The sequence below is a fragment of the Devosia sp. A16 genome (genome assembly GCF_001402915.1).
Classification (GTDB): domain Bacteria; phylum Pseudomonadota; class Alphaproteobacteria; order Rhizobiales; family Devosiaceae; genus Devosia_A.
Genome location: NZ_CP012945.1, coordinates 2,147,158 through 2,173,582 on the forward strand (window position 1 = coordinate 2,147,158; position 26,425 = coordinate 2,173,582).

The following is a 26,425-nucleotide window of genomic DNA, read 5'->3' on the forward strand; positions in this document are numbered from 1 at the left end:
CTATGGTCGAGGAGAAGCCTATGAACAAGTTCGTATCGGCGATGCTGTTCGCCGCCCTGACGCTGCCCACCGCCGTCGAGGCCGCTGAGACGGTGGTGATGATCGAGGGAAGCCAGCGCACCATTCCGGCCACCATCACCTTGCCGGACGGCCCGGGGCCGTTCCCCTTCGTGGTGATGTATCACGGCACCGGATCGAACCGGCACGAAGCCGGCAATGGCTATGACCTGCTGGCGCCCAAGCTGGCGGAGGCCGGCATCGCCAGCGCCCGCTTCGACTTTGCCGGCAACGGCGACAGCACCGCCGACTACAGGGACTATACCTTCTCGAGCGGCATCGCCGACGGCGAGGCCGTCATCGCCCATATGCGCGGGCTGCCCGAGATCGACGATGCGCGCCTGGGCCTGCTAGGCTGGAGCCAGGGCGGCACCATCGCCATGTTGGCCGCTGCCCGCGAAGGCGACGTCAAGAGCGTCGTGACCTGGGCCGGCGCGCTCGACATGCGCAACGCCTTCAGCGAACTCTATCCGGAGGCCGAGAAGAACGGCTTTGCCGTCATGACCTTCGACTGGCGCCCTTCGCTCAACCTCTCGCTCGAATGGTTCAACGAGGCGCGCAGCACCGACGTCGCCGCCGAGCTCGCCAATTACAAGGGCGCCGTGCTGGCGATTGCCGGCGACAAGGATACCGTGGTGCCGCCCGAGACGACCGATGCGATCGTCGCCGCAGCGGGCGGCGCCGACAAGCTCAAAAGCATCATCAGGGGTGCCGACCACACCTTCAATATCTTCTCGGGCGACATGGCCGCCTTCGACCAGCTGATCGCCGAGACGGTCGAGCGGTTCAAGGCAACCCTCTGATCGAGTCAGTACGCAGGCGGGTAACTGGCCACCCGCCTGCGCCAACTAACGATCCTTGCAATACAAAATGCCGCGGCCGCTTGCCGCTTCGTACGCCGCCCCCTAAATAGGGCGCGAACCCGAGGGCCCGACGATGACCTTTGCCATTCTGCAGACGCTCAGCTTCATCCTGAACATCGTCTGGTGGATCTTCCTGATCATGATCATCATGAGCTGGCTGATCAGCTTCAACGTGATCAACACCCGCAACCAGTTCGTCGCCTCGGTATGGCGCGTGCTGAACCAGATCACCGAACCGATCCTGAAGCCGATCCGCCGCGTCATCCCGCCGATGGGCGGCCTCGACCTGTCACCGCTGATCGTCTTCGTGATCATCTTCTTCCTGCAGAACCTGCTCGCCTCCTGGGCCGTCGGCCGCGTCATCTGATCGAGATGGCGCTGCCCGCGGGCTACGAGGTTTCGACCGATCCGGCGCGCATCGACCTGGACTATGTCCACCGCTACCTGAGCCAGGAGAGCTACTGGGCCGGCGCCATCCCGCGTGAGGTCGTCGCCCGCTCGGTGGCCAACGCCCTGAGCTTCGGGCTCTATGCGCCCGATGGCGCGCAGGTCGGCTTTGCGCGCGTCATCACCGACAAGGCGACCTTCGCCTGGCTCGCCGATGTCTTCATCGATCCCGACCGCCAGGGCCTCGGGCTCGGCAAGGGCCTGATGGATACGGTCGTCGCCCACCCGGACCTGCAGGGCCTGCGCCGCTTCATGCTGGCGACCGCCGACGCGCACGGCCTCTATGAGCGCTACGGCTTCAGGACCATCGACAACCCCGAGCGGCTGATGGCCAAAATCCACCCCGATCTCTATCCGCGCTCGTGAAGTCCGCCTTCACCCTGCTGCCCGACGGCGTCCGGCTCCACCTCCGCGTCACCCCCAATGCCGGGCTCGACCGCATCGACGGCTTCGAAACACGTGACGACGGCGCCACGGTCCTCCGTGTCCGCGTCAGCGCCGTGCCGGACAAGGGCAAGGCCAATGCCGCGGTGATCGCCGTCCTCGCCAAAGCGCTGGGTGTGCCGAAATCGACGATCACCCTGGTCACCGGCGACACCGCCCGGCTCAAGACCCTGCATGTTTCCGGCGACCCGGATGACCTGGCAGCCGCCCTCGCCAAGCTTGGCTAGAGCACTTACATTACGGTCAGCATCAAACCGGAGCGTGCGATGAAGGTTTCCCGCGAGCAGGCGACGAAGAACCGTGCCCACGTGGTCGAGACCGCCGGCGCCGAGTTCCGGAAGCACGGCTTCGACGGCATCGGCGTTGCCGACCTGATGCGTGCCGCCGGTCTGACCCATGGCGGCTTCTACAACAGCTTTGCTTCGAAGGACGCGCTGGCTGCGGAGGCGGTGGGCCGCGTGTTTGCGGAGACCACCGAGCGTTTGCGCCGTCACGCGCTGGCCGCCGCCGATCCCTACGCCGCCATGGTCCGCTTCTATCTGTCGCCCCAGCATCGGGACGCGGTCGAATCCGGCTGCGCCATTGCAGCCCTGTCGCAGGAGGCGGCGCGCGGCAGCTCGGAGCTCCGCACCGCCTTCGAGGCCGGCATCGCCGCCTACCTCGAGCTGATCGTCGAGCTGGGCGGCGTCTCGCGATCCGAGGCGATGGGAATCTACGCCACCATGGTCGGCGCTCTTTCGCTCGCCCGGACCGTCCTCGACCCGGCATTGAGCACCGCCATCCTTGTCGCCGCAGCAGACAATCTCCTTGCCCGCAAAAATCCTCAGGCCGCTCCCTTGCGCAGTTAAATTATGATCATCATGTAACGGGCGTCACGCCATTGCAGGAGATCGATCATGGCCGCACAAACCGCCCTCATCACCGGCGCCTCCTCGGGCATCGGCGAGATCTACGCCGACCGCCTCGCCCGTCGCGGCTACGACCTGGTGCTGGTCGGCCGCAACGCCGGCAAGCTGCAGGAGCTGGCCAGCAGCCTCGCCGCGACCCACGGCATCAAGGTCGAGCGCATCGTCGCCGATCTCGGCGAGGCGGCGGGGCTCGCGCGGGTCGAGCGCCGCCTCGAGGCCGAGCCGGCCATCACCCTCCTGATCAATTCGGCGGGACTGATCGGCGGCGGTCCGCTCAGCGCCGGCAATCTCGAGGCGCTCAGCAGCATGCTGAACATCAACGTCGTCGCCCTCACCCGCCTCGCTGCGGTCGCCGCCAAGGTCTTCGCCGCCCGCGGCACGGGCGCCATCGTCAACCTTGCCTCGGCCATGGCCTTCATCGACACGCCGGCCGCGGCGGCCTATGCCGCCTCCAAGGCCTATGTGCTGAACCTCACCCTGTCGCTCGATCTCGACGTGAAGCCCAAAGGCGTGCAGGTACAGGCCGTACTCCCCGGCTATACCCGCACCCCGATGATATCAGACGGCGCGGGCCTCCCGGCCGAGATCGTCATGGACGCCGAGGCCATGGTCGACGCGGCGCTCGCCGGCTTCGATGCCGGCGAACTGGTCACCATCCCCTCGCTCGAATCCGCCGCCGCTTATGACGACTGGGCGGCGCGGCGTGTGGCGCTCCGGCCGCATCTGTCGCTGTCGAAACCGGCGTCGCGCTACCTGGCGGCCTGACGGCCTTTCTTCCCTCTCCCCTTGAGGGAGAGGGTGCCCGAAGGGCGGGTGAGGGGCAGTTTGCGATAGCCGTCCCCACCGCCTAACCCCATTGCGCCCCCTGCGGCGATTTGGCACAAGTTTGGCACGCGATCGTCGGGGGGCGAGGAGGAGCGGTTCGCCGCTGCAACTACGGAGCGTTCCCCGGTGACGTCACACCGAGGGAACATTCGTTATGACTCTATTGCTATGGGCGATCGTCGTCTGCGGTCTGCTCTCCATCGTTTACGGCGTCGTCACGACGCAGGGCCTGCTCAGGGCCGATGCGGGTTCGGCCCGCATGCAGGAGATTTCCGCCGCCGTGCGTGAGGGCGCCTCCGCCTATCTCCGCCGCCAGTACACCACCATCGGCATCGTCGGCGTGGTCATCTTCATCCTCGCCTTCATCCTGCTCGGCGCCTATGCCGCCGTGGGCTTCGCCATCGGCGCCATCCTGTCGGGCGCCGCGGGCTTCATCGGCATGAACGTCTCGGTCCGCGCCAACGTGCGCGTCGCCCAGGCGGCGACCAAGTCGCTGGCCGGCGGCCTCGACCTCGCCTTCAAATCCGGCGCGGTCACCGGCCTCCTAGTCGCGGGCCTCGGCCTCCTCGGCGTCACGCTCTATTTCATCATCCTTACCCAGATGCTCGGCCTCGCGCCGACCAGCCGCACCGTCATCGACTCGCTGGTGGCGCTCGGCTTCGGTGCTTCGCTGATCTCGATCTTCGCCCGTCTGGGCGGCGGCATCTTCACCAAGGGCGCCGACGTCGGCGGCGACATGGTGGGCAAAGTGGAAGCCGGCATCCCCGAGGATGATCCGCGCAACCCGGCCACCATCGCCGACAACGTCGGCGACAATGTCGGCGATTGCGCCGGCATGGCCGCCGACCTGTTCGAGACCTATGTGGTGACCGCGGTCGCCACCATGGTGCTGGCGGCGATCGTCCTGCCCGATGCGTTCAAACTGGCCGGCATGGTGCTGCCGCTGGCCATCGGCGGCGCCTGCGTCGTCACCTCGATCATCGGCACCTATTTCGTCAAGCTGGGTGGCGACAACAACATCATGAATGCCCTCTACAAGGGCCTCATCGCCACGGGCGTTCTGTCGCTGATCGTGCTGCTGCCGACCCTGATGTGGGTGTTCGGCGGGCTCGATGCGCAGCTCGGCGTCGAAGGCGGCAAGCAGTTCACGCCTTGGAGCCTGTTCTGGTGCGGCGTCGCCGGCCTCGTCATCACCGGCCTGATCATCGTCATCACCGAGTATTACACCGGCACCAACAAGCGCCCGGTCAACTCGATCGCCGAGGCATCGGTGACCGGCCACGGCACCAACGTCATCCAGGGCCTCGCGGTCTCCCTGGAATCCACCGCCCTGCCGGCCATCGTCATCATCGTCGGCATCATCGTCACCTATAACCTCGCGGGCCTGTTCGGCATCGCCTTCGCCGTCACCACCATGCTGGCGCTGGCCGGCATGATCGTCGCGCTCGACGCGTTTGGTCCGGTGACGGATAACGCGGGCGGCATTGCCGAGATGGCCGGCCTCGACAAGGAAGTGCGCCACAACACCGACGCGCTCGATGCCGTCGGCAACACCACCAAGGCCGTCACCAAGGGCTATGCCATCGGTTCGGCCGGCCTCGGCGCCCTGGTGCTGTTCGCCGCCTATACCCAGGACCTGCAATACTTCTCCGCCAACGCGCCGGCCGGCTCGTTCTTCGCCGGTCTCGGGCCGCTCACCTTCTCGCTCGCCGACCCCTATGTGGTGGTGGGCCTCTTGTTCGGTGGCCTGTTGCCGTTCCTGTTCGGCGGCATGTCGATGACTGCTGTGGGCCGCGCCGCCCAGTCGGTGGTGGTGGAAGTCCGCCGCCAGTTCAAGGAAAAGCCGGGCATCATGGCCGGCACCGAGAAGCCCGACTACGGCAAGGCGGTGGATATGCTGACCCGCGCCGCAATCAAGGAAATGATCGTCCCCTCGCTGCTGCCGGTGCTGTCACCGATCATCGTGTTCGTCGCCATCTACTGGATCGGCGGCACCGCCGCGGCCTTCTCGGCCCTTGGCGCCATGCTGATGGGTGTGATCGTCACGGGCCTCTTCGTCGCCATCTCGATGACGGCGGGCGGCGGCGCCTGGGACAACGCCAAGAAGAGCTTTGAAGACGGCTTCACCGACAGCCACGGCGTCAAGCACTACAAGGGTTCTGACGCCCACAAGGCCTCGGTCACCGGCGACACCGTCGGCGACCCCTACAAGGACACCGCCGGCCCGGCGGTCAACCCGATGATCAAGATCACCAACATCGTGGCCCTGCTGCTGTTGGCGGTGTTGGCGCACATGACCGGCGGGGCGTAAGCGGCGCTGGCTACCGCTAAGAACTAAGAGGCCCGGGAGCGATCCCGGGCCTCTTTCTTGTTCTGCTATCGGTAGGCGCGGTGCCTACACCACCCCCGGCCGCCCTCGCCCCGTCACGCTATCCACCTGTTCCAGCGCCGGCCGCACTTCGATGCTCGCCACCCGCATGATCGGGCTGGTTTTCGTCACTGCGATCGCTTCGTTGATATCCTCGGCCTCGATCAGGAAGAACCCACCCAGGTGCTCCTTGGCTTCGGCGAACGGTCCATCGGTACTGGAGAATTTTCCCGCCCGCTGCCGCACCGTCACCGCCGCCTGCGGGTCTTGCAGCGGTTGGGCCAGGATCAGCTTGCCGCTGTCGCGGAGCCCCCAGTCGAAGGCGATCGAATCGTCGACCAGCTGTCGACCTTCGGCCTCGCTGAGCGAGCCGATGGCAGCGCTGTCGATATAGACCAGACACACGAACTTCATGGCGAGGGACCTCCTGTTGCGAGGCTAGTCGAATTGTCGCTGGGGGATTCGACATCACTGAGAAACGGCGGCTCTAGCGTCCCCTCTCCCTCCGGGGGAAAGGGTTAGGGTGAGGGGGCCTTGCCGCAAACTCCGAACGTGGAGAAGGCCCCCTCACCCGGCCCTCCGGGCCGACCTCTCCCCCAAGGGAGAGGTGTCGAGAACAGCACCATCGTGCAGGCCGAGGGAGAGGTGCTAGCGCCGCATCTGCTCGCGGAAGCAGCGCATCCCCACCAGCTCCAACCCGAGCTCGGCATATATCGGCTCCACCGCACCCGAGCGGAACAGCTCGTACTCGGCGAGCCGCAGCGGTGCATCGTCGGAGATCATCGCGATGTCGCCCGGCCTCGTGAAATGGAAGGCGCCCCAGGTGAGCCCCGGCTTCGACCAGTCGAGGATGCCGCGATAGTCCTCCGCCGTCGGGCTGAGATTGCCGAACGGCGTCGAGATCACGCCTGAAAATACCGGGTTGCCCCGACTTTCGGCCCGTGCCCGTGCCCGTTCCAGCGCCGCCGACGGCTCGACCCAGCTGTCGGCGCGCCCCGGCAGGAAGATCGGCAGCGCGTAGTCGGCCCCGAGCCGCTCGTAGATCTCGACGAATTCGGGCAGCCACACCGTCCCCATATGCGCGTCGAGATGTGTCACGTCGATGCCGGCGGCGAGCGCCGCATCGATCTGCGCCCTGAGTTCGGCCTCCACCGCCTCGACATCGGCGCCCCGTGTATCCGCCACCCGGCGGGGCATGAAGCCCTCGGCGTCGCACATGCCGTTGTCGGTCGTGCCGGTGATCGGGCGCCAGCGGAAGCGGTCGAACTCCGCGGTCAGCGTCAGATGGACGCCGATGTCGAGCTCGGGGTTGTCGCGGGCCAGTTGCGCCATATGCGGAAACCACGGACACGGCACCATGACCGAACCGCAGGTCACCACGCCCTGCTCGCAGAGCTCGAGGAACGCCATATTGGCGCTCCAGCTCGCCCCCAGATCGTCGTGGTGCACCACCACCTGTCGCGCCGCCTGCATCGAATCGTCTCCCTCAATCTCCGCGCGCTATGTAGCAGCCCGCGGCAGGAGCCAGTGAGTCCCTCAGGCGTCCGCCTGCATCGGCTCGCCCTGCCGGTAGAGGTTCTGGATCTTGTTGCCGGCGCTCTGCCCGCCATCGATCGGCAACACCGCGCCGGTGACGAAGCTCGCGCCGTCCGAGCAGAGCCAGCTCACCACGCTCGCCACCTCCTCGGCCCGCCCGATCCGCCGCATCGGCGTCGAGAGCCCGGCCTGCCGTTGCGCTTCGGGTCCGGCCGCTTCGAGATGATGGGTGAGGATCGGGCCCGGCGCCACCACGTTCACCCGGATGCCGCGATCGGCATAATCGAGCGCCGCAACCTTGCTCAGCCCGATGATCCCGGCCTTGCCCGACACGTAGGCGCCGAGCCCCGAGACGCCGATCACCCCGGCCAGCGACGCCATGTTGACGATCGCCCCGCCGCCGCTCGCCAGCATCGCCGGGATTTCGTGCCGCATGCCGATAAACGTGCCGCGCACATTGGTGCGGATGCCGCGATCGAAACCGTCGAGATCGAGCTCGGCCAACGGCGCCGGCCGCGGCCCGTCGGTGGCATTGTTGAAGGCGATGTCGAGCCGCCCGAACGCCTTGAGCCCCACGGCCACCGCCTGCTGCATCGCCGCGTCGTCGGCCACGTCCGCTTGAACCGCCAGCGCCCGGCCACCCCTTTGCCGGATGGCCTCGGCCAGCGCCTCGGTCGGTTCCACTGACCGGGCCACCAGCACCACCGCCGCCCCCTCGCCCGCCAGCAGTTCCGCTGTAGCCGCACCGATCCCCTTGCTGGCCCCGGCGATCAGCGCCACCTTGCCGTCATGTCGTCCGCTCATCGTCACGCTCCGTTACTTGTTGAGCGACAAATGTGGTACTAATCTAAATATATGCAAGGGACCAGCGCGTGCTAGGCTGCACTCCATGAAACCGCCCACCGATGAGCTGGCCGCCGAGACCTGGCGGCTGATGTTCGATTTCTTCATCAGCTCCAACCCGCAGCGCTCCGAGAGCCTGCAGCGGCGCGGGCTGACGCCCAACGACTCCCGCATCCTCAACAGCCTCGACACCGCGGGCCGCCCGATCGGCGAGCTGGCGCGGCAGTTCAACAGCGACCCCTCCAACACCACCTGGGTGGTCGACCGACTGGAAAAGGCCGGCCTGGTCGAGCGCCGCCCCTCGCCCACCGACCGGCGGGTGAAGCTCGTGGCGCTCACCCCGCTCGGCCTCGAGACGCAGACGGCGCTGATGACCGAATTCCGCGTCCCGCCACCGGGCCTCGCCGCCCTCAGCCCCGACGAACTCGAAACCCTGCACCGCATCTTCTCAAAGCTCAGCCCAGCACCCGACAGGTGACCTCATGCGCATCATCGTCATCGGCGGCAGCGGCCGCACCGGCATCCTGATCGTCGAGCAACTGGTGGCCGCCGGCCATTCCGTCGTCGCCACCATCCGCAACCCCCGGCACATGGCCGAGACGGTGAAGCGCGGCGCCGAGACCATCGTGCTCGATCTGGAGAAATCGCCGCTGGCCGAGTTCACTGCCACCATGCAGGGCGCCGATGCCGTGGTGTTTGCCGCCGGCTCGGCCGCCGGCGAGGGCAGCGCGCTCGACCGCATCGGCACCCGCCGCACCGTGCATGCCGCCGAGAATGCCGGGGTCAGGCGCTATGTCGCGATCTCAGCCCTCGGTGCCAGCACCGGGCTTTCCACCCGCTCGCTGGACGACGAGATGAAGGATTACTACCGGCAGAAGCGCGCCGCGGCGAAGTTCATCCACGCCTCGAGCCTCGGCTGGACCATTCTGGAGCCGGGCGAACTCACCGATGGCGGCGGCACCGGCAAGGTGCTGCTGAGCCTTGCGGCGATCAACGAAGAATCGGTGCCGCGCGCCGACGTTGCGGCCGTCGTCGTGGCGCTGCTCGAGGAGCCGCGCTCCATCGGCAAGGCGTTGCAGCTCACCCGCGGCACGCACAGCATCGCCGCGGCCCTCAAGGCGGCGCTCGGCTGATGGCGCCCCAGATCGGCCCGCTGCTCGGCTCAGGCAAGATGGCCGAAGCCTTCACCTATGGCGAGCATGTCCTGAAGCTCTATCGCGACCCCACCAGCCGCTCGGTTGCCTTCGGCGAAGCCGCCATTCTTGGCATTGTCGGCGAGCACGGGCTGCCGACCCCGGCCGTGCATGAGGCCGGCAACTATGCCGGCCGCTGGGGTCTGGTCATGAACCGGGCTCCTGGCGAGCCGCTGGCCGCCCTGGCCAGCGCCGACCCGGCGATGCTCCCGACGGCGCTCGCGGTGATGGTCGAACTCCACCGCGCCATCCATGCCCGCACCGAAGTCCGGCTGTCGCCGCTGAAACCGCGCCTTGCCGAGCGGCTCAATCGCGCGCCGGTGCTCGCGGCGGAGCTGCGGGAAACCCTGCTTGCCCGCCTCGCTGCATTGCCGGAGGGCACGCGCCTTTGCCATGGCGATTTCCACCCTTTCAACATCATCGGCCCGCCCGGCGCGGCGATGATCGTCGATTGGCCCGACGCCACCTCCGGCCCTCCCGCCGCCGACATCGCCCGCTCCTACCTGTTGATGCGCCACGGCGCCGGCGACGCTCTGGCTGACGCCTATCTCCAGCGCTACCTCGCGGCCAGCGAGCTGACCGACGCTGACGTCCGGGCCTGGCTGCCGGTTATCGCCGCAGCGCGGCTGGCGGAGAACGTGCCGGAGGAGAATGACCGACTACTGGAGTTGGCGCGGGGATAGTTCCTGGCGCACGACGCCGCCACGCCCCCTCTCCCCTGAGGGAAGAGGGCAAGTGCAGCTGGGACCGAAGGTCCGTGGCGGAACTGGGGTGAGGGGTTCAGCCTTTCAACGAGCGCGTATGGCGCCCTCCCGCCTCGCCGACACTTTCGGCTGCCGACGCGCCGCTTGACAAGCTCTCACACCGTTCTCTTTATGTTCTCCTGTCTGCCAGGGAGACTCCGGATGGAGCCCGCCGCCACCATCCTCCACGCCGACCTCGACGCCTTCTACGCCTCGGTCGAACAACTGCTGAACCCGGAGCTCCGGGGCAAGCCGATTGCAGTGGGCGGCGGCGTGGTGCTGGCTGCCTCCTACGAAGCCAAGGCCTTCGGCGTGCATGGCGGCATGTCCGGCTGGGCCGCCAAGGAGCTCTGCCCCGAGCTGATCTTTACCGGCGGCCATTTCGAGGAGTATCAGCGGCTGGGCGACGCGGCGATCGGCATCCTCGACGACTACACCCCGCTGGTCGAGCGCATCTCGATCGATGAAGCCTTCGCCGATGTCGCCGGCTGCGAGCATCTGTTCGGCAGTGCGGAGGCCATCGCCCGAACTATTCGGGCGCGCGTCCGCGCCGAACTGGGGCTGCCGATCTCGATCGGCGTGGCGCGCACCAAGCACCTCGCCAAGATCGCCTCGCAGGTGGCAAAACCCGACGGCCTAGTGGTCGTCGACCCGGCGCGTGAGCTCGAATTCCTGCATCCGCTGCCGGTGGGATTGATGTGGGGCGTCGGCCCGGTCACCGAGAGCAAGCTCGAGGACGAGGGCATCCTCACCATCGGCCAGCTGGCCGAACGGCGCACCGAATGGGTGCAGCGCCTCCTCGGCCACGCCGCGGGCGAGAAACTCAGCGCCCTCAGCTGGAACCGCGATCCGCGCGGCATCGTCACCAACCAGCGCGCCCGCTCTGCCGGGGCGCAGTCGGCGCTCGGCAGAAAGCCGTTCATCGAACGCATCTACCGCCCGACCCTGCACCATCTCGCCGATCGCATCGCCTCGCGGCTCAGGGTGAAATCCTGGCACGGCCACACCATTACGGCGCGCGTCCGCTTTCGCGACATGCGCGCCGTCACCCGTTCGATCACCATCGACCAGCCGATCTCCGCCACCGTGACCCTGGCCCAGATCGCCGAGGATCTGGTGCGTGTGGTGCAGGCCGATCACCCCGACGAGCGCACCATCACGCTGCTCGCCATCTCGGTGGCGCAACTCGAGCGCGATCCACTGCTGCAGCTCGAGCTGCCGCTCGGCCTCGCCGACGAACCCCGCCGCCCGGGCAGCCGCCGCGGCGCGTCGCGGCTGGTTGCCGATCGCGCCATGGATGCGGTCCGCAGCCGCTTCGGCCGCGAAGCCATCGGCTATGCCTCGGCGACGCTGGAGCTCGACCGCTCCGTTCCCGACGCCTTCCGCGGGTTGGCGGAAAAGCCGCTGTAGCGAGGCTGCGGAGCGCTGACCTCCCCGTCCGCCGTGTCACCCCGTGAAAGTCCTTCCGTATTCGGTGTCATCCCCGCGAAAGCGGGCACCTCCGTTTGCGATCGTGCGAGGGCCAAGAGAACAGAGGTTCCCGCTTTCGCGGGAATGACCCGGTGGGTGGGGCACGATCCGGCGGTTGGGCAAGTTCGGGTGTGCCGGGGTGATCTACTAAACCCGGCGATAGATCAGCTTCATCACCCCGCTGTTGAACCGTTCGCTGTCCACCAGCTCGATATCGAAGCGCCGCTCGAGGTTGTCGAGGAGCCGCCGGCCCTTGCCCAGGACGATCGGGTGGATCAGCCAGTGGTACTCGTCGACGAGGCCGAGATTGGTGAGCTGCTGCACGATCGTGGCGCTGCCATAGGTGAGAATGTCGCCGCCGGCCCGCGCCTTGAAGGCGTTGACCTTGTCGGCATCGAGCTCGCGCCAGAGCTCCGAACTCGGCCAGTTCGCCGCCTGCAGGTTGTGCGAGATCACCACCTTGTGGAGCTGGTTGATCCGCGCGGCATAGGTCTTCTCCCACGCCGCCGCATTGGGGTTGGCGGGGATGGTCGGCCAGTACTGCGCGAAATCCTGATACGTGCCCTTGCCCAGCAACAGGCTGCTGGCGCCGTTGACCAGCCCGATTTCGTAGTTGGCCAGCTGGTCGTCCTCACGGATCCAATCCATCTCGCCCATCGGTCCGGCGATGAAGCCGTCGAGGCTGATCCAGTGGGTGCTGATGAGCTTGTTCATGCGTTGTCTCCTCTTAATCAACAATATTGTTAATTAACATATCTGTTGATTACGGGAAGAGAGCGATGCTGTCAAGCGGCATCGCGTGGTGGCTTTCCCGCCGTGGGGGAAGCTGTTTGGAACAGGATCGCGGTAGTGGCGCTGCGGATCGCCGCATGCACGCGGCCGTACCTTGCGGTTCTGCACTAAGACGAACCCTACGGTGTCATCTTGGCGAAGGCCGGGGCCCATCCTGAGATGCTGCCGTGGGTCACTGGTCGCCAGTCGCCTCTGGCTATGGATCGCGCCAATCCGGATTCCGTGCCTCGATGAGCCGGATCTTCCATGCGCGATGCCACGCCTTCAGCTGCTTCTCGCGCCGAATGGCCGCCACACCAGGGCCACCAGCTCGGCATCGCTCAGGCCAACCAGTTCGCGTCGGGGTTTCAGGACGGTCGGCATTGCCATCGATCGTTCGACGGTTTCGGCGGATAGGTTCCCGAGCCTAGCACAAACGACAAAGGACCGGAGCGCGGCTCCAGCCCTTGGAAATTGTCCGGCCCGCGCGCATGTAGCGCAACGCCTCAGTTTCTACATATGGGTTTGAAGGGGCTTGCTTCAAGCCCCCAACCCTGAGTTAACACCGCCGGCACGCGCTCACGACCTGGTCCCTCGTCGCGCCCCGACATTGACTTTTACCTCATCAACGCTTAATCCGCCGCTTAACTATTTTTGCGGCGAACGCTGTCGATTTCGCCACCGGTCGCTCGTCGTATCGGTGACAGCTCAGGAGATTTCTCGATGACCCCGCCGGTAACTGCCGCCCCGTTGCAGGGGCGCTATGCGCCCCGCGGGCTGGCCACCGCGACCCCGTCCGTGCCATTGACGCACCCCGTTTTTGAACCCCTCCAGCGTAAGGCAGGCCACAAATGACCTCCGAAACGATGACCGACATGCCGTCGACGGCCGCCACCGCGCCGCCCGACACCTCCAATTCCGCCCGCAACCGGCTGGTGATCGCGCTGCTGCTCGTCTCCACCTTCGTGGTGTTTCTCAACGAAACCATCATGAGCGTGGCGATCCAGCCGCTGATGACCGATCTGGGCGTCACCGCCAGTGCGGCGCAGTGGCTGACCACGGCGTTCCTCCTCACCATGGCGGTGGTGATTCCGATCACCGGCTTCCTCTTGCAGCGCATCAACACCCGGCCGATCTACATGCTGGCCATGGCGATCTTCTCGGTCGGCACGCTGATCTGCGCCGTCTCGCCGGGCCTCGAGCTGCTGGTGTTCGGCCGCGTCATCCAGGCGGTGGGCACGGCCATCATGATGCCGCTGCTGATGACCACGGTGATGACGCTGGTGCCGCCCGAATCGCGCGGCAAGACCATGGGCAACATCTCGATCGTCATGTCGGTGGCCCCCGCCATCGGCCCGACCATCGGCGGCTTCATCCTCACCCATTTCGAGTGGCGCTTCATGTTCATCCTGGTGCTGCCGATCGCTTTGGCCGCACTGGCGCTGGGCGCCTGGCGGATGAAGAATGTCTCGACCCCGCGCTCGACCCCGCTCGACCTGATCTCGGTCGTCCTGTCGGTGCTCGCCTTCGGCGGCATCGTCTATGGGCTCTCGAGCTTCGGCGAAGCGGCGTCCGCCGTCGGCGAGCACGGCATGTCGCCGTGGATTCCGCTCGGCGTCGGCCTCGTCACAATGGTGCTGTTCGTGTGGCGCCAGCTGACGCTGCAGGACAAGGCGCTGCTCGATCTGCGCACCTTCGCCATCCGCAACTACACCTTGTCGGTGGTGATGATGGCGATCGCCATGATGGCGCTGTTCGGCGTCATCATCCTGTTGCCGCTGTTCCTGCAGAATGTCCTGAAGCTCGATCCGCTGCAGATCGGCATGATGCTGCTGCCCGGCAGCCTGATGATGGGCCTGCTCGGCCCGGTGGTCGGCCGGCTCTACGACAAGTGGGGCACCACCCGCCTGCTGGTGCCGGGCTCGATCGTCGTCAGCGCCGTGCTCTGGGGCCTGACCCTGGTCGATCAGTCGACCTCGGTCTGGGTGATTCTCGCCGGCCATATCGCGCTCTGCATCGGCCTCGCCATCATGTTCACCCCGCTGTTCACCGCCTCGCTGAGCTCGCTCCCCATGCAGCTCTATTCGCATGGTTCGGCCATTCTCGGCTCGGTGCAGCAGGTGGCGGGCGCCGCCGGCGTGGCGCTGTTCATCGCGCTGATGACCATCCAGTCAGCCGCCCTGACGGCGGCCGGTACCGAGCCGGTGGCCGCGCTCGCCGCCGGCATCCGCACCGGCTTCATGACCGGGGCGATCATCTCGCTGTTCGCCATCGTCGCCGCCTTCTTCGTCAAGAAGCCGCCGGCGAACCCGGAAATGGCCGGTATGGGCGGCCACTGAACATTTAGTGCTTCACGTGAATCACTGACTGCCTCGGGCGCCGGATTCTCTCCGGCGCCCGATTTGTTTTCACCGCCTGTCGAAATGGCCGCAGCTCGCCCGACATTGTCTTGAGAGCAATGAGGGATTGACGATGACCAAGATCACCCAGCTGATGGACGGAATCCTGCTCGGGGAATGCCCGCGCTGGCATGATAACAAGCTCTGGTTCGCCGACTGGGTCGGCCAGAAACTCTATACGATCGACGCCGAGGGACGCCCGGCCGTCGAGGCGGAAGTGGCGTCGCTCCCCTTCTCGTTCGACTGGCTGCCCGATGGCCGCATGCTGCTGGTCCACGCCGCCGACCGCGAGCTGAAACTGCGCCAGCCCGATGGCAGCTTTACCCGTTTCGCCGATCTCTCCAGCCTGTCGGAGCGCGGCTGCAACGAGATCACCGTGCACCCGAGCGGCCACATCTACGTCAACAATGTCGATTTCGACTTTCCCGGCGGCGAGTTCCGTCCCGGCTTCATCGCCCTGGTTTCGCCCGACGGCAGCAGCCGCAAGGTCGCCGAAGGCCTCGCCTTCCCGAACGGCATGGCGATCCTCGCCGATGGCAAAACCCTGGTCTGCGCTGAATCGTTCAACGGCAACCTCACCGCCTTCGACATTGCCGCGGACGGCAGCCTTTCCAACCGGCGGCTCTGGGCCAATGTCGGGCAATACGGCAATGACGGCATCTGCACCGATGCCGAAGGCGCCATCTGGACCTCGACCGGCGCCACCGTGTTGCGTGTCCGCGACGGTGGTGAGATCGTCGAGAAGTTCGAGCTCGACCGCATGGGCTTTGCCGTGATGCTAGGCGGCCCTGACGGCCGGACGCTCTACATGGTCGCCAATGAGTGGACCGGCACGGTCGACGTCAGCCAGCCGACCGGTCGGGTGTTCAGCACCCGCGTTGCGGTGCGGCATGCCGGGTATCCGTAGGCGTTGGTGGCTGTGGACCCCCACCCTTGATCCCTCCCCGCAAGGGGGAGGGAGACGCAAACTGAGATGTCGGTGTGAGGGTCTCCCTCCCCCTTGCGGGGAGGAGACAGGGGTGGGGGTCAGCTCGCTCCGGCGTTAGTTTGGGGCAACGCCAGCCGCTCGAACGCAGTTGGTCGCACCGGCGCAACCAGCGCCGTGGCAATGGCCACCGCGCACTGCTCCGGCGCCATCATCGCGCTGTCCACCTCGAGATCGTAGATCCCCGGCTGATGCACCGCCTCCTGCCAGCGCCCCACCGGTGCCGGGACAGCGTCGCCGCCCAGATAGAACCCGCCTCGTGGATCGGCGTTGCGGCGCGCCATGATCGTCCCGATCGGGCAGCGCACCCCGACGAACAGCACCGGGAGGCCACTGAGCCGGCGCGCCGAGGAGGCGAGTATGCCGAGCGGCCGTGAATAACCGTCATGGTGCCCGACATCGACCACCACATCCTCGCCCGCCTCGGCGCGGGCCGCGATTTCGTCGTAGAGTTCGGCGTAGAGCCGCACCACCACAGGCTCGAGATCGGGCCGCTCGCCACCTGGGCGGAGCCCGATGCCCGGCAGCAGCTCTTTCGGCAGCGCCGCGTTCATCCGGTCGACGCCGAGATTGATCCACTGCCCGGGCAGATCGGCCATCACTGCCCTCGCGATCGAACTTTTGCCGGCTCGCGGTGCCCCATTGAGAATGACGATCCGTCCGCTCATGGCTTGTCCCTGTGCCCCGAAAACAGAAAGGCGCTCAACCCGTTAGGGGAGCGCCTTTCATTGGCTGGGACCAGGTCGCCGGGAGGGACAGCGCCCCGATCCAACCGTTGACCGATATATGTGAACCCGGTTTCAGGGTTTCAAGGGGTCGACTTTCGCTTATCCGTCGATCCGCTTTGCCGGCTGGCTTAAGCCATTCTGGTGCAGCGTCAGGCTCGTCGTCCGGCCGTCCGGGCCCAGCTCGAAGCTCAGTTGCGCGTCGACCGCCTTGTAGAAGAACGTCGTCTCGGTCTCGGCAAACACCGGCAGCTTCTGCTGCCCCGTCGCCTGCACGAACAGCGCGTCGCCTTCGCGCGTCACCTCGAGGACGAAGGCGGGCGTCAGCGCATACCTGCCGACATAACGGTCGAGCAGCGCCGGATCGAGCGCCACCGGCTGGCGCAGCTTCGGCATCGCGGCGAGCGGCAGGTTATCGGCGAGGATGTGAAAGCCGATATCCTCGATCCCCACCGTACTCGCCATGTTGGAGAGCACCACCACGCCCTTGCGGCTCTGCCGATCGTAGCCGACGAAGGCGTTGTAGCCGCCGGTCATGCCGTTGTGCCAGGCGATCTCGCCCTTGGGATGGGCGAGCGTGAACCAGCCCAGCCCGACCTTGCCGCCGTTCGCATCGGACGGCCGGGTGCGCTCCAGCATGAGCGCAAAGGCCGGATCGAGCGGGGTGGAAACCGCTCCGCTGGCCGCGGCAATGAATTTGCTGACATCGGCAACGGTCGAGCGCAACGCGCCGGCGCCGGCAAACACCTCGAGATCCCAGTTGCTCACCGGGTTGCGCGCCGCATCGTGGCCGCTCGCCAGCCGCTGCCTGAGTTCGGGCGTCGTGGTCAACGCCGTTTCGGTCATCTTCAGCGGTGTGAAGATCCGCTCTTCGAGCAGGCTGGCGTAGTCCTTGCCGGTGACCTGCTCGACCGCCTCTGCCACCAACGCGAGGCCGATATTGGAGTATTCGAACTCTGTGCCGATATCGCGCGGCACCTGGTAGCTCTCGAGGAAGGCCCGGAGCGGCTCGGCGCCATAGCCGGCATACGGGTTGGCGGGGTTGCCGACCCCCAGATCGGGCGGCACCGGCGGCAGGCCGGACGAATGCGTCACGAGGTCGAAGGCGGTGATCTGCCGGCCGCCGCGCTCCGGCAGCGCCGTGCCCCGGGGCAAGTAGTTCACGATCGGCGCATCGAGGTCGATCGTGCCGGCCAGCACCTCCTGGGCGAGCAGCACATTGGTGAACAGTTTGGTCACCGAGCCGATCTCGAACACGGTGTGTTCGTCGATCCCGCCAGTGGCGCCCAGTTGCGGCTGGCCATGGAAGACAAAGCGCGGCGCGCCGTTCTCGATCACCGCGACGGCAATGCCGACATTCTGTTCGGCGGCATCGATCCGCTCGACCAGGATCTCAGCGATCGCCGCGTTGCTCGGGCTTTGCGCCAGCGCAGCGCTGGTCGGGAGCAAGGTGGCGGCGAGTGCGGTCAGTACGGCTTTCATCCGGTCCTCCAAGGTGAGCCCCCGATATGGGACTCACAATTGGAGCGACAAGCATTGCGCCAGGATGACCTGGGCAAGTTGCCGGCGCGGCTACTTCGCGGCCTTGGCCCGCTCGATCGATTCGAGGATCACCTGGCGGGCATCGTCGACGCCGCCGAGCTTTTCGATCTTGGCCCATTTGCCCGGCTCGAGATCCTTGTAGTGGGTGAAGAAGTGCTTCACCCGCTCGAGCTGGATCGGCTGCATGTCGGTGATGTCGTTGATCCCGTCATACATCTTGGTGAGCTTCGACACCGGCACCGCGAGGATCTTCTCGTCCTTGCCGCCGTCGTCTTCCATGAACAGCACGCCGAACGGCCGGCAGCGCACCACCGCGCCCGGCACCAGCGGTCGCGAGTTCATCACGATCACGTCGAGCGGATCGCCGTCGCCGCACAGGGTATGCGGCACGAAGCCGTAATTGCCCGGATAGCGCATCGGCGTATAGAGGAAGCGGTCGACGAACAGCGCCCCCGAGGCCTTGTCGATCTCGTATTTGATCGGCTCGCCGCCCAGTGGCACCTCGATGATCACGTTGAGGTCGTCGGGGGGATTCTTCCCGATCGGGATCGCGTCGATATTCATTGGGTCTGCCTTAGCGTGTAACTGGGCGGGTTGTGGCCCATCCGAGGCCATGATTGCAAGGCATACGAATGCGCGGGGGGCATGCAGCCTTAAGGAGGATTTGCCGTGATCGACCGGGTTTTCGCCAGTGCGCTTTATGTCGCCGTCGGGCTTTGGCTCGCCGCACCGGCCATGGCCCAGCAGATCGAATCGAGCGAGACCGGGCTCGATCTCAACCTCGACTGCACGGTGATGCAGTCGGACGATTTCGGCTCCACCTGGGCCTGTCCCGGCCTCAAGGGCATGCCGGTGATGGTGTCCGAGAGCGACCTCAGGATGGCCGTCTCCTATGGCCTCGACTCGACCGCGGAGAAGGCCGCCAAGCAGCGGCTGCCGCCGCCCAACCGGCTGGGCGACAAGATCGAATGGCGCGTCTCCAATGCCGACGGCTACTGGAAGCCCTTCGCCTCGATCCTGCGTTTCTTCACCAAGGGCGAGGACGGCAAGCCCGAGGGCGAGGTGCTGGTGGTGACCCGGATCAGCCCCGGCGCCACCTGCCACATCGCCTATGTCGATGCGCTCGCCAACTCGGATGCCGAGGCTCTGGCGCGAAAAGCTGCCGATGACAAAGCCAAGGATTTCGACTGCGAGACGGGTGAGCCGGAATTTGTGGGGAAGTTCGAGGCGTGGAAGCGTTAGCGCTACCTTGATTTTCGACCATCCGGGCTTTCCCCTCATCCGGCGCTACGCGCCACCTTCTCCCCGTCGGGGAGAGGGTGGATCGGCCGCAAGGCCGAGACGGGTGAGGGGGTTGGCGGCCGCCGAGCTATCCGCCCTACAGCCGCACCGCAGTACCCGACACCGAGACCATCAGCATCGAGCCGGCCTGGCCGACCACTTCGTAGTCGATGTCGACCGCCACCACCGCATCGGCGCCCAGCCGCTTTGCCTCGGCGCGCAGCTCGTCGAATGCCGCATTGCGCGCGTCCCGGAGCGCGCCTTCATAGGCGCCGGCCCGGCCGCCGACGATGTCGCGGATGCCGGCGAACAGGTCCTTGAAGATATTGGCGCCGACGATCACTTCGCCGGTGACGATCCCCAGGTAATCGCGAATCGGCCGCCCCTCGAGCGTCGGCGTGGTCGAGATGATCATCGGTCAGGCCCGCGCCATCTGGTTGCGCAGCACGGTGCGGTCGCGCGACGACACGCCGATCAGCTCGGCAATGCGCCACACCATGTTGTCCTCGAGCTCGTGGTTGCGCTTGTCGGCGAACACCACCTGCCACATCATCCGGATGATCTCGAGCTTTTCGCCGTCGTCGAGCGAGCTGAGCGCCGAGGTGAAGCGATAGAAATCCACCGATTCCTGGTCGCGCTTGGTCGCTTCGAGGATGAGCTTTTTGACCTCGTCCTCGCCAAGCTCGTAGTAATCCATCAGCGTGCCCTCGACCGCCTGCCGTTCGGCCTCACTGATCTGCCCGTCGATCGCCGCCAGATGCACCAGCAATGCCGCTACCGCCAGTTTCGGCTCCATGGAGAGCACGGTGGCATCGGGTCTCTGGAAGATGGAGCGCAGCGCTTCGAACATGGCAGGAATCCTTGGGAGCACGGAACAAAACATAAGCAGTCCTGACCCATCGCGAAAGGGCCGCCATGCCGCAGCGCGAGGATGTGAGCAGAGCGTGTCCGATTCATCCGGCTTGACTCTCCCTCGGACTCTGGTGTTCCCTATTTGTTCTTATTACTGACAACAGGGAGGCTCAGATGCCGGGCCTCGCACGCCACGATCTCGATGCCCTACGACTGAAAATCGCCGCTCTGGAAAAGCGTCCGCTGCTGGCCGAAGGCGCGGCGATGCTGGCCGAGCGGCTTGGAAAGGCTGCCAATGATCGCGGCAGCCTTGTCGATCCGCTCGAGCTGCTGGTTGCTCCCCCTGGACTGCTGCACGAGGTGTTTGCCGACGAGCAGCGCCAGAGCGGCGCGGCGCTCGGCTTCACCTTCGGGCTGGCCCGGCAATTGCTGACCGCCGAGCGACAGGCCGTGCTCTACCTGCAGCTCGCGGGTGAGGGCCAGGAGCTCGGACTGCCCTATGGCGCCGGACTCCAGCAGTTCGGCATCGATCCGGCCAACTTGGTGATCGGCCGGGTCGAAACGGTGACCGAACTGCTCTGGGCGATGGAGGAAGCCATTGCCTGCCGGGCGGTGGCCGGAGTGATCGCCGATCTCGCCAGCCACCCCAAGGCGCTCGATTTCACAGTGTCGCGCCGGCTGAGCCTTCGCGCCGCGGCGGCCGGAACGTCGGCGTTCCTCCTCCGCTATGGCCGGGGCCGCGAGGCGAGTGCGGCCAAGCTCCGCTGGCGCATCTCGCCGGCCCTGAGCGGTGAGCTGCCGTTCGACCCGCGTGCCCCCGGCCCCCCACGCTTTCAGATCGAGATCGAGAAAGGCCGCCTCGGCGACAAGACGCAGCGCGCCGAAGGCAAGACCATGCTTGTGGACTGGACAGAAAATGGTTTCGTTTCAGTCGAACCCAGACACCGCCCCGCAGCTGCTGTTCACCGAACGGCGCCGCCATCTCGCCCTGTCGCTGCCCCGCTGGGCCACCGACTGTCTCAAACGGGCTGATCCGGCGCTGGCTGCGTCATCCCGCCCGCTGGCTTTGTGGGAAAAGCAGAAGGGCGCCATGCGGCTCGCCGCGGTGGATGCCGCAGCGGCCGCCGCCAACCTGATTTCCGGCCAGAACCTCACCGACGCACGGGCCCTGGTGCCGGAACTCGAGGTGCGCGAGATCGACCGGGCCTATCTCGAACAGGTCTTTGCCGATTTTGCCGACTGGCATTCCAATGCCAGCCCGATCGTCGCGGTCCATGCCGCCACCGCACCCTATGGCGATCTGATCCTCGATATCACCGGTGTGGCCCACCTGTTCGGCGGCGAAGCAAAGATGCTCGAGCTGCTGGTCGACCGGTTGCGCCGCCTGGGCTTCACCGTCTCCGGCGCCATCGCCGATACGATCGGGGCGGCCTGGGCGCTGGCGCATTTTGCGCCCGGCGGCATCGTTCCCAAAGGCGAGACGGAAGCGGCGCTCGCCAATCTGCCGATCGTCGGCCTGCGGCTCGAGGAGACGCAGGTGGCAGGCCTCAACCAGATGGGGTTGAAGACCATCGGCCAGCTCTATGGCCGGGATCGGCGGGCGCTGCAGGCCCGTTTCGGCGCTTCGCTGATCGAGCGGCTCGACCAGGCCCTGGGCCGCATCGAAGAGCGGCTCACCCCGCGCCTGCCGGTGGCCGAATACTATGCCGAGCGCCGTTTCGCCGAGCCCATCGGCTATATGGACGACGTGCTGATGACCGCCCGCGATCTCGCCATCCAGCTCGGCCTCAGGCTCGAAGCCGAAGGTATCGGGGCCCAGACCTTTCATCTGCTGCTCTACCGGGTCGACCACAAGGTGATGAACCTCACCATCAATGCCGGCCGCGCCACCCGCGACCCCAACCATATCGCCCAGCTGTTCGTGCACCGCTCGGAGCGGCTCGAGGGCGAATACGACGCCGGCTTCGGCATCGACATGATCCGGCTCGCCGCCAGCTCGCTGTCCGAGGTGCAAAGCACGCAGCTCGGCGCCTTCGAGGTGCGCGACGGCGCAGCAGATCTCGACCGGCTCTATGATCGGATGACCAGCCGGCTCGGGCCGCTGGCGCTCACCCGCTCGAAATTCGTCAACACCCATATCCCCGAACGGGCCGCCAAACTCGAGCCGGTGATCGCGGCAACCCCTGATGATCCGGAGGCGCTGCCCGATCCGGAACTGCGACGGCCGTTGCGGCTCCTGCCGCATCCGGAGCCGATCAACGTGATGGCGGAGGTGCCGCATGGCCCGCCGATGCGGATCATCTGGCGGCGCATCGCCTACCGCATCCTGAGGGCCTCGGGGCCGGAGCGGATCGAAGCCGAATGGTGGCGCTCGGGCAAAAACCTCGAAGTGCTGGAGCCGCCCGAACGCGGCAACAAGCATCGCGATCCGCGCGACGACCCCAAAACCACCGACAAGCCCAAGCCCCAAGAGCCCGAGCATGTCTCCGCCCTCGCAGCCTTCGACCCGCTGACCACGGTGCGCGATTATTACGTCATCGAGGACGATGGCGGCCGGCGGTTCTGGATCTTCCGCATCGGGCTCTATGGCGCCGCCGAGGCGCCGCGCTGGTTCCTGCACGGGTTCTTCGCATGAGCCGCCCCGCCTATGCCGAACTGCTGGTGACCTCCAACTTCTCGTTTTTGCGGAGCGGCTCGCACCCCGAGGAGCTGGTCTCGGCGGCGATCGCCCTGGGGCTGAGCGGCGTCGGCATCTGCGACCGCAACAGCTTTGCCGGCGTGGTGCGCGGCTACGTCGCGCATCGCGACCTCAAGGATACGGCGCCGGACTTCCGCTATGTCGTCGGGGTGCGGCTCTGCTTTGCCGACGGCACCCCCGACATCGTCGCCTATCCCTCCGACCGCGAGTCCTATGGCCGGCTCTGCCGCATGCTGAGCCGCGGCAACCTGCGCGAGGAAAGCGAGAAGGGCAAATGCGTGCTCCATTTCGCCGACCTCGAGGAGTTCATCGCCGGCCAGCTGCTGATCCTCCATGCCGACGAAACCCGCTGGGAACACTCGGCTGCGACGCTCGAACGGCTGAGTAAGCTAAGCCCCGGCAATGTCTGGCTCGCTGCCGCCGTGACCTTCAAGGGCACCGACCGGGCGCGGCTCAACCGGCTGGCCGACATGGCCGCCGGGGCCGGCGTGCCGCTGCTGGCGGTCAACGACGTGCTCTACCACGAGCCCAACCGCAAGATCGTCCAGGACGTGGTGACCTGCATCCACGAGCACCTGACGCTCGAAACCGCCGGCCGCCGGCTGCAGCAGAACGCCGAGCGGCACCTGAAGCCGGCGAGCGAGATGGCCCGGCTGTTTGCCGAACATCCCGATGCGATCGCTGAGACGCTGGTGCTGCTGGGTCGCATAGGCTTCAGCCTCGACCAGCTGAAATACAACTATCCGACCGAAACCATCGGCAATGGCGAGACGGCGCAGGAAACGCTGGAGCGGCTGACCTGGGAAGGCGCGCACGGACGCTATCCCGACGGCATCCCCGACAGCATCAAGCAGAGCCTGTGGAGCGAGCTCTGCCTTATCGCCTACAAGGGTTATGCCTCCTACTTCCTCACCGTCGAGGACGTGGTGCGCCATGCCCGGCATACGCTCAAGATCCTCTGCCAGGGGCGCGGCTCGGCCGCCAATTCGGCGGTCTGCTATTGCCTCGGCATTACCGAGGTCGACCCCACCAAGGTCACCCTGGTGTTCGGCCGGTTCCTCTCGACCGAACGCGACGAGCCGCCCGATATCGACGTCGATTTCGAGCACGAGCGGCGCGAAGAGGTGATGCAGTATGTCTACAATAAGTACGGTGGCGAGCGGACCGGCCTCACCGCCACCGTCATCTCCTATCGCTCCAAGAGCGCCATTCGCGAAACCGCCAAGGTATTCGGCATTTCCGACGACATCATCGGCGCGCTCAACCAGCTGCACTGGGGCTGGGGCAATGCCGCCGATCTGAAGGGCATCAGAATGCTGGGGCTCGATCCCGACGATCCGACCCTGACGCAGATGTTCAATGTGGTGCCGGTGCTGAAATCCTTCCCGCGCCACCTCAGCCAGCATGTCGGCGGCTTCGTCATCACCCGCGATTCGCTCGAAAGCCTGGTGCCGATCTCGAAAACCGCGATGGAAAGCCGCACCATCGTCGAGTGGGACAAGGACGATATCGATGCGCTGGGCATCCTCAAGGTCGATATCCTGGCGCTCGGCATGCTCACCTGCCTCCGCCGTTCGTTCGAGCTGCTGCGCCAGCATTACGATCGCGAGGTCACGCTGCCGCAGCTGATGGCCGAAGAGGCGGAGCCTGAGGTGAAGGCGCCGGTGTACCGGATGACGCATCGCGCCGACACTATCGGGGTGTTCCAGATCGAAAGCCGGGCGCAGATGTCGATGTTGCCACGGCTCAAGCCCAAAGAATTCTACGACCTCGTCATCGAAGTCGCGATCGTCCGCCCTGGCCCGATCCAGGGCGGCATGGTGCATCCCTACCTGAAGCGCCGGCAGGGGCTCGAGCCGGTGGAGGAGATGCCCTCGGCCCTCTACGAGGTGATGGCACGTACCCATGGCGTGCCGCTGTTCCAGGAACAGGCGATGCAGATCGCCATCGTCGCTGCGGGCTTCACCCCGGGCGAGGCCGACAAGCTGCGCCGCGCCATGGCGACCTTCCGGCGCAACGGCACCATCCATACGCTGAAGGACCGGTTCCTCACTGGCATGAAGGCCAATGGCTACGCCGAGGATTTCGCCAGGCGCTGCTTTGCCCAGATCGAGGGCTTTGGCGATTACGGATTTCCCGAAAGCCATGCCGCCTCGTTCGCCCTGCTCGTCTATGCCTCGTGCTGGATGAAGTGCCACTACCCCGACGTGTTCGCCTGCGCCCTGCTCAACAGCCAGCCGATGGGGTTTTACGCTCCGGCGCAGATCGTCCGCGATGCCGTCGAGCACGGGGTCGAGCTGCGGGTGGCCGACGTCAACCGCTCCGACTGGCTGCACGTACTGGAAGACGGCACCCCGGCGCGCCAGCGGATCATGAAGCAGCATGCCGAAATGCGCGACGATATCCTGTCGACCAAGGCAATCCGCCTCGGCCTCAGGCAGGTGATCGGCCTCAAGCAGGACCATGCCAACCTGATCGTCGCCCGCCGCGGCGACGGCTATGCCTCGATCCGCGATCTCTGGGTGCGCACCGGCATTCCAGTGGCGACGCTGGAAAAGCTGGCCGAGGCCGATGCCTTCGGCTCGATGGGGCTAAGCCGGCGCGAGGCGTTGTGGGTGGTGCGCGGCCTCAACGGCGTGGCGGGCGCCGAACAGTTGCCGCTGTTCTCGATCTCGAAGCGAATCTCGAAACCCGATGATGCCAACACTGACCTCCCGGTCATGGCTCCCGGAGAGTCGGTGGTGCACGACTACCGCACGCTGTCGCTGTCGCTGAAAGGGCACCCGGTGGGGTTCCTGCGGCCCGAACTCGACCGGCGCGGCACGCTTCGCTGCGCCGACCTGATCGACAGGCCCAACGGCGCCATCGTGGAGACCGCCGGCCTGGTGCTGGTGCGCCAGCAGCCGGGCACCGCGAGCGGCGTGATCTTCATGACGCTGGAGGACGAGACGGGGATCGCCAACATCATCGTGTGGAACAAGACCTTCGACGCCAACCGCCGCGTCGTCCTGAGCTCGCGCCTCCTCGCGGTGCGCGGGCAGTTGCAGCGCGAGGGGCTGGTGACCCACCTCGTCTCCCGCAGCTTCACCGATTTCACCCCCAACCTGCTCGAGCTGGCGCAGGGGCTCGATATCGGCAATGCCGTTCTGGCGCATGGCGATGAAGGCCGGACGGGACCGCAGCCCGGTCGCGACGAAGGCGAACGCCGCCGCCGCGAACAACTCGACCGCGAGGCCTATGCCGCCCTGCCGTCGGGGCGGAATTTTCACTAGCGACCGAGAAAATGCTCAAGCGCTGGTGCGGGCTGACCCCCACCCCTGCCCCCTCCCCCTCAAACAGGGGGAGGGAGACGATAGCCTCGATTTCAGTGTGAGGGTCTCCCTCCCCATTCTTAGGGGGAGGGGACAGGGGTGGGGGTCAGCCCGCGCCAGACCAGATGACTCAAAAAAGAAAAGGGCCGCCCGCGCGGGCGGCC

26 protein-coding genes are annotated in these 26,425 nt (G+C 66.3%); 17 read left to right on the forward strand and 9 right to left on the reverse strand.

Translation table 11 applies throughout. From position 1 onward, the window contains the following. Positions 1 to 20: 20 nt before the first annotated feature. The 7 genes from APS40_RS10465 to APS40_RS10495 all read left to right on the forward strand — a co-directional run bounded on the left by APS40_RS10465 (position 21) and on the right by APS40_RS10495 (position 5,855). The gene (locus tag APS40_RS10465; RefSeq protein WP_055046989.1) at positions 21 to 860 is read left to right on the forward strand and encodes an alpha/beta hydrolase family protein; all 840 of its coding nucleotides are present in this window, start codon (positions 21 to 23) and stop codon (positions 858 to 860) included. A 133-nt stretch (positions 861 to 993) separates the two neighbouring features. After that, complete coding sequence (locus tag APS40_RS10470; RefSeq protein ID WP_055046990.1) at positions 994 to 1,287, forward strand: YggT family protein; 294 nt, start codon at positions 994 to 996, stop codon at positions 1,285 to 1,287. A 5-nt stretch (positions 1,288 to 1,292) separates the two neighbouring features. Further along, entirely contained in the window at positions 1,293 to 1,733 is a 441-nt protein-coding gene (locus APS40_RS10475) for a GNAT family N-acetyltransferase (RefSeq protein WP_055046991.1), read from the forward strand. Continuing rightward, complete coding sequence (locus APS40_RS10480; RefSeq protein WP_055046992.1) at positions 1,730 to 2,038, forward strand: DUF167 family protein; 309 nt, start codon at positions 1,730 to 1,732, stop codon at positions 2,036 to 2,038. The genes APS40_RS10475 and APS40_RS10480 overlap by 4 nt, the downstream gene beginning before the upstream one ends. Before the next feature lie 39 nt (positions 2,039 to 2,077). Then, entirely contained in the window at positions 2,078 to 2,659 is a 582-nt protein-coding gene (locus APS40_RS10485) for a TetR/AcrR family transcriptional regulator (RefSeq protein ID WP_055046993.1), read from the forward strand. Positions 2,660 to 2,707: 48 nt separating this feature from the next. Then, positions 2,708 to 3,484, forward strand: coding sequence for an SDR family NAD(P)-dependent oxidoreductase (locus APS40_RS10490; RefSeq protein ID WP_055046994.1), 777 nt, complete (start codon positions 2,708 to 2,710; stop codon positions 3,482 to 3,484). 214 nt (positions 3,485 to 3,698) lie between these two features. Continuing rightward, complete coding sequence (locus tag APS40_RS10495; RefSeq protein ID WP_055046995.1) at positions 3,699 to 5,855, forward strand: sodium-translocating pyrophosphatase; 2,157 nt, start codon at positions 3,699 to 3,701, stop codon at positions 5,853 to 5,855. Positions 5,856 to 5,939: 84 nt separating this feature from the next. Here the strand turns inward: APS40_RS10495 and APS40_RS10500 are convergent, their stop codons facing one another. The 3 genes from APS40_RS10500 to APS40_RS10510 form a co-directional block, all read right to left on the reverse strand. Further along, complete coding sequence (locus tag APS40_RS10500) at positions 5,940 to 6,326, reverse strand: YciI family protein (protein WP_055046996.1); 387 nt, start codon at positions 6,324 to 6,326, stop codon at positions 5,940 to 5,942. A gap of 234 nt (positions 6,327 to 6,560) precedes the next feature. Further along, positions 6,561 to 7,385: a polysaccharide deacetylase family protein gene (locus APS40_RS10505; RefSeq protein ID WP_055046997.1), complete on the reverse strand. Its 825-nt coding sequence runs from the start codon at positions 7,383 to 7,385 to the stop codon at positions 6,561 to 6,563. 63 nt (positions 7,386 to 7,448) lie between these two features. Continuing rightward, on the reverse strand, positions 7,449 to 8,252 hold the full coding sequence (locus tag APS40_RS10510; protein WP_055046998.1) for an SDR family NAD(P)-dependent oxidoreductase: 804 nt from the start codon (positions 8,250 to 8,252) through the stop codon (positions 7,449 to 7,451). 85 nt (positions 8,253 to 8,337) lie between these two features. Here APS40_RS10510 and APS40_RS10515 point away from each other — a divergent pair, with 85 nt between their 5' ends. The 4 genes from APS40_RS10515 to dinB all read left to right on the forward strand — a co-directional run bounded on the left by APS40_RS10515 (position 8,338) and on the right by dinB (position 11,637). Next, positions 8,338 to 8,769, forward strand: a complete 432-nt coding sequence (locus APS40_RS10515) for a MarR family winged helix-turn-helix transcriptional regulator (protein ID WP_055046999.1) — start codon at positions 8,338 to 8,340, stop codon at positions 8,767 to 8,769. A 4-nt stretch (positions 8,770 to 8,773) separates the two neighbouring features. Further along, positions 8,774 to 9,424 carry an NAD(P)-dependent oxidoreductase gene (locus APS40_RS10520; protein ID WP_055047000.1) on the forward strand — a complete coding sequence of 217 codons (651 nt, stop codon included), beginning with the start codon at positions 8,774 to 8,776 and terminating at the stop codon, positions 9,422 to 9,424. Further along, positions 9,424 to 10,167 carry a phosphotransferase family protein gene (locus tag APS40_RS10525; protein ID WP_055047001.1) on the forward strand — a complete coding sequence of 248 codons (744 nt, stop codon included), beginning with the start codon at positions 9,424 to 9,426 and terminating at the stop codon, positions 10,165 to 10,167. Before APS40_RS10520 ends, APS40_RS10525 begins: the two co-directional genes overlap by 1 nt. 222 nt (positions 10,168 to 10,389) lie before the next feature. Further along, a complete protein-coding gene (gene dinB / locus APS40_RS10530) occupies positions 10,390 to 11,637 on the forward strand; it encodes a DNA polymerase IV (protein WP_055047002.1) in 1,248 nt (415 codons plus the stop codon). A gap of 207 nt (positions 11,638 to 11,844) precedes the next feature. Here dinB and APS40_RS10535 read toward each other — a convergent pair whose 3' ends face one another. Continuing rightward, the gene (locus APS40_RS10535; RefSeq protein WP_055047003.1) at positions 11,845 to 12,411 is read right to left on the reverse strand and encodes a dihydrofolate reductase family protein; all 567 of its coding nucleotides are present in this window, start codon (positions 12,409 to 12,411) and stop codon (positions 11,845 to 11,847) included. Between the two features lie 908 nt (positions 12,412 to 13,319). On the opposite strand from APS40_RS10535, the gene APS40_RS10540 reads away from it, so the two are divergent. Further along, positions 13,320 to 14,807 (forward strand): MDR family MFS transporter, encoded by a 1,488-nt coding sequence (locus APS40_RS10540; RefSeq protein WP_055047004.1) that lies wholly within the window; start codon positions 13,320 to 13,322, stop codon positions 14,805 to 14,807. A gap of 133 nt (positions 14,808 to 14,940) precedes the next feature. Further along, complete coding sequence (locus APS40_RS10545; RefSeq protein WP_055047005.1) at positions 14,941 to 15,774, forward strand: SMP-30/gluconolactonase/LRE family protein; 834 nt, start codon at positions 14,941 to 14,943, stop codon at positions 15,772 to 15,774. Between the two features lie 119 nt (positions 15,775 to 15,893). Here the strand turns inward: APS40_RS10545 and APS40_RS10550 are convergent, their stop codons facing one another. The 3 genes from APS40_RS10550 to ppa all read right to left on the reverse strand — a co-directional run bounded on the left by APS40_RS10550 (position 15,894) and on the right by ppa (position 18,683). Then, positions 15,894 to 16,520 carry a chloramphenicol phosphotransferase CPT family protein gene (locus APS40_RS10550; protein WP_055047006.1) on the reverse strand — a complete coding sequence of 209 codons (627 nt, stop codon included), beginning with the start codon at positions 16,518 to 16,520 and terminating at the stop codon, positions 15,894 to 15,896. 159 nt (positions 16,521 to 16,679) lie between these two features. Beyond that, positions 16,680 to 18,059, reverse strand: a complete 1,380-nt coding sequence (locus APS40_RS10555; RefSeq protein WP_055047007.1) for a serine hydrolase — start codon at positions 18,057 to 18,059, stop codon at positions 16,680 to 16,682. A 90-nt stretch (positions 18,060 to 18,149) separates the two neighbouring features. Next, entirely contained in the window at positions 18,150 to 18,683 is a 534-nt protein-coding gene (ppa, locus tag APS40_RS10560) for an inorganic diphosphatase (protein WP_055047008.1), read from the reverse strand. 105 nt (positions 18,684 to 18,788) lie between these two features. Here ppa and APS40_RS10565 point away from each other — a divergent pair, with 105 nt between their 5' ends. Next, positions 18,789 to 19,361, forward strand: coding sequence for a hypothetical protein (locus APS40_RS10565; RefSeq protein ID WP_055047009.1), 573 nt, complete (start codon positions 18,789 to 18,791; stop codon positions 19,359 to 19,361). A 136-nt stretch (positions 19,362 to 19,497) separates the two neighbouring features. Here APS40_RS10565 and APS40_RS10570 read toward each other — a convergent pair whose 3' ends face one another. Beyond that, on the reverse strand, positions 19,498 to 19,815 hold the full coding sequence (locus APS40_RS10570) for a heavy metal-binding domain-containing protein (RefSeq protein WP_055047010.1): 318 nt from the start codon (positions 19,813 to 19,815) through the stop codon (positions 19,498 to 19,500). Between the two features lie 3 nt (positions 19,816 to 19,818). Next, positions 19,819 to 20,250, reverse strand: a complete 432-nt coding sequence (locus tag APS40_RS10575) for a tellurite resistance TerB family protein (protein WP_055047011.1) — start codon at positions 20,248 to 20,250, stop codon at positions 19,819 to 19,821. 176 nt (positions 20,251 to 20,426) lie between these two features. Between APS40_RS10575 and APS40_RS24870 the strand changes: the two genes are divergently transcribed. The 3 genes from APS40_RS24870 to APS40_RS10590 are packed head-to-tail and all read left to right on the forward strand — an operon-like array spanning position 20,427 to position 26,222. Then, positions 20,427 to 21,284 (forward strand): ImuA family protein, encoded by an 858-nt coding sequence (locus APS40_RS24870; protein ID WP_055047012.1) that lies wholly within the window; start codon positions 20,427 to 20,429, stop codon positions 21,282 to 21,284. Then, a complete protein-coding gene (locus APS40_RS10585) occupies positions 21,169 to 22,887 on the forward strand; it encodes a Y-family DNA polymerase (RefSeq protein ID WP_082434329.1) in 1,719 nt (572 codons plus the stop codon). The genes APS40_RS24870 and APS40_RS10585 overlap by 116 nt, the downstream gene beginning before the upstream one ends. Beyond that, positions 22,884 to 26,222, forward strand: coding sequence for an error-prone DNA polymerase (locus APS40_RS10590; protein ID WP_055047014.1), 3,339 nt, complete (start codon positions 22,884 to 22,886; stop codon positions 26,220 to 26,222). The genes APS40_RS10585 and APS40_RS10590 overlap by 4 nt, the downstream gene beginning before the upstream one ends. Positions 26,223 to 26,425: the final 203 nt, after the last annotated feature.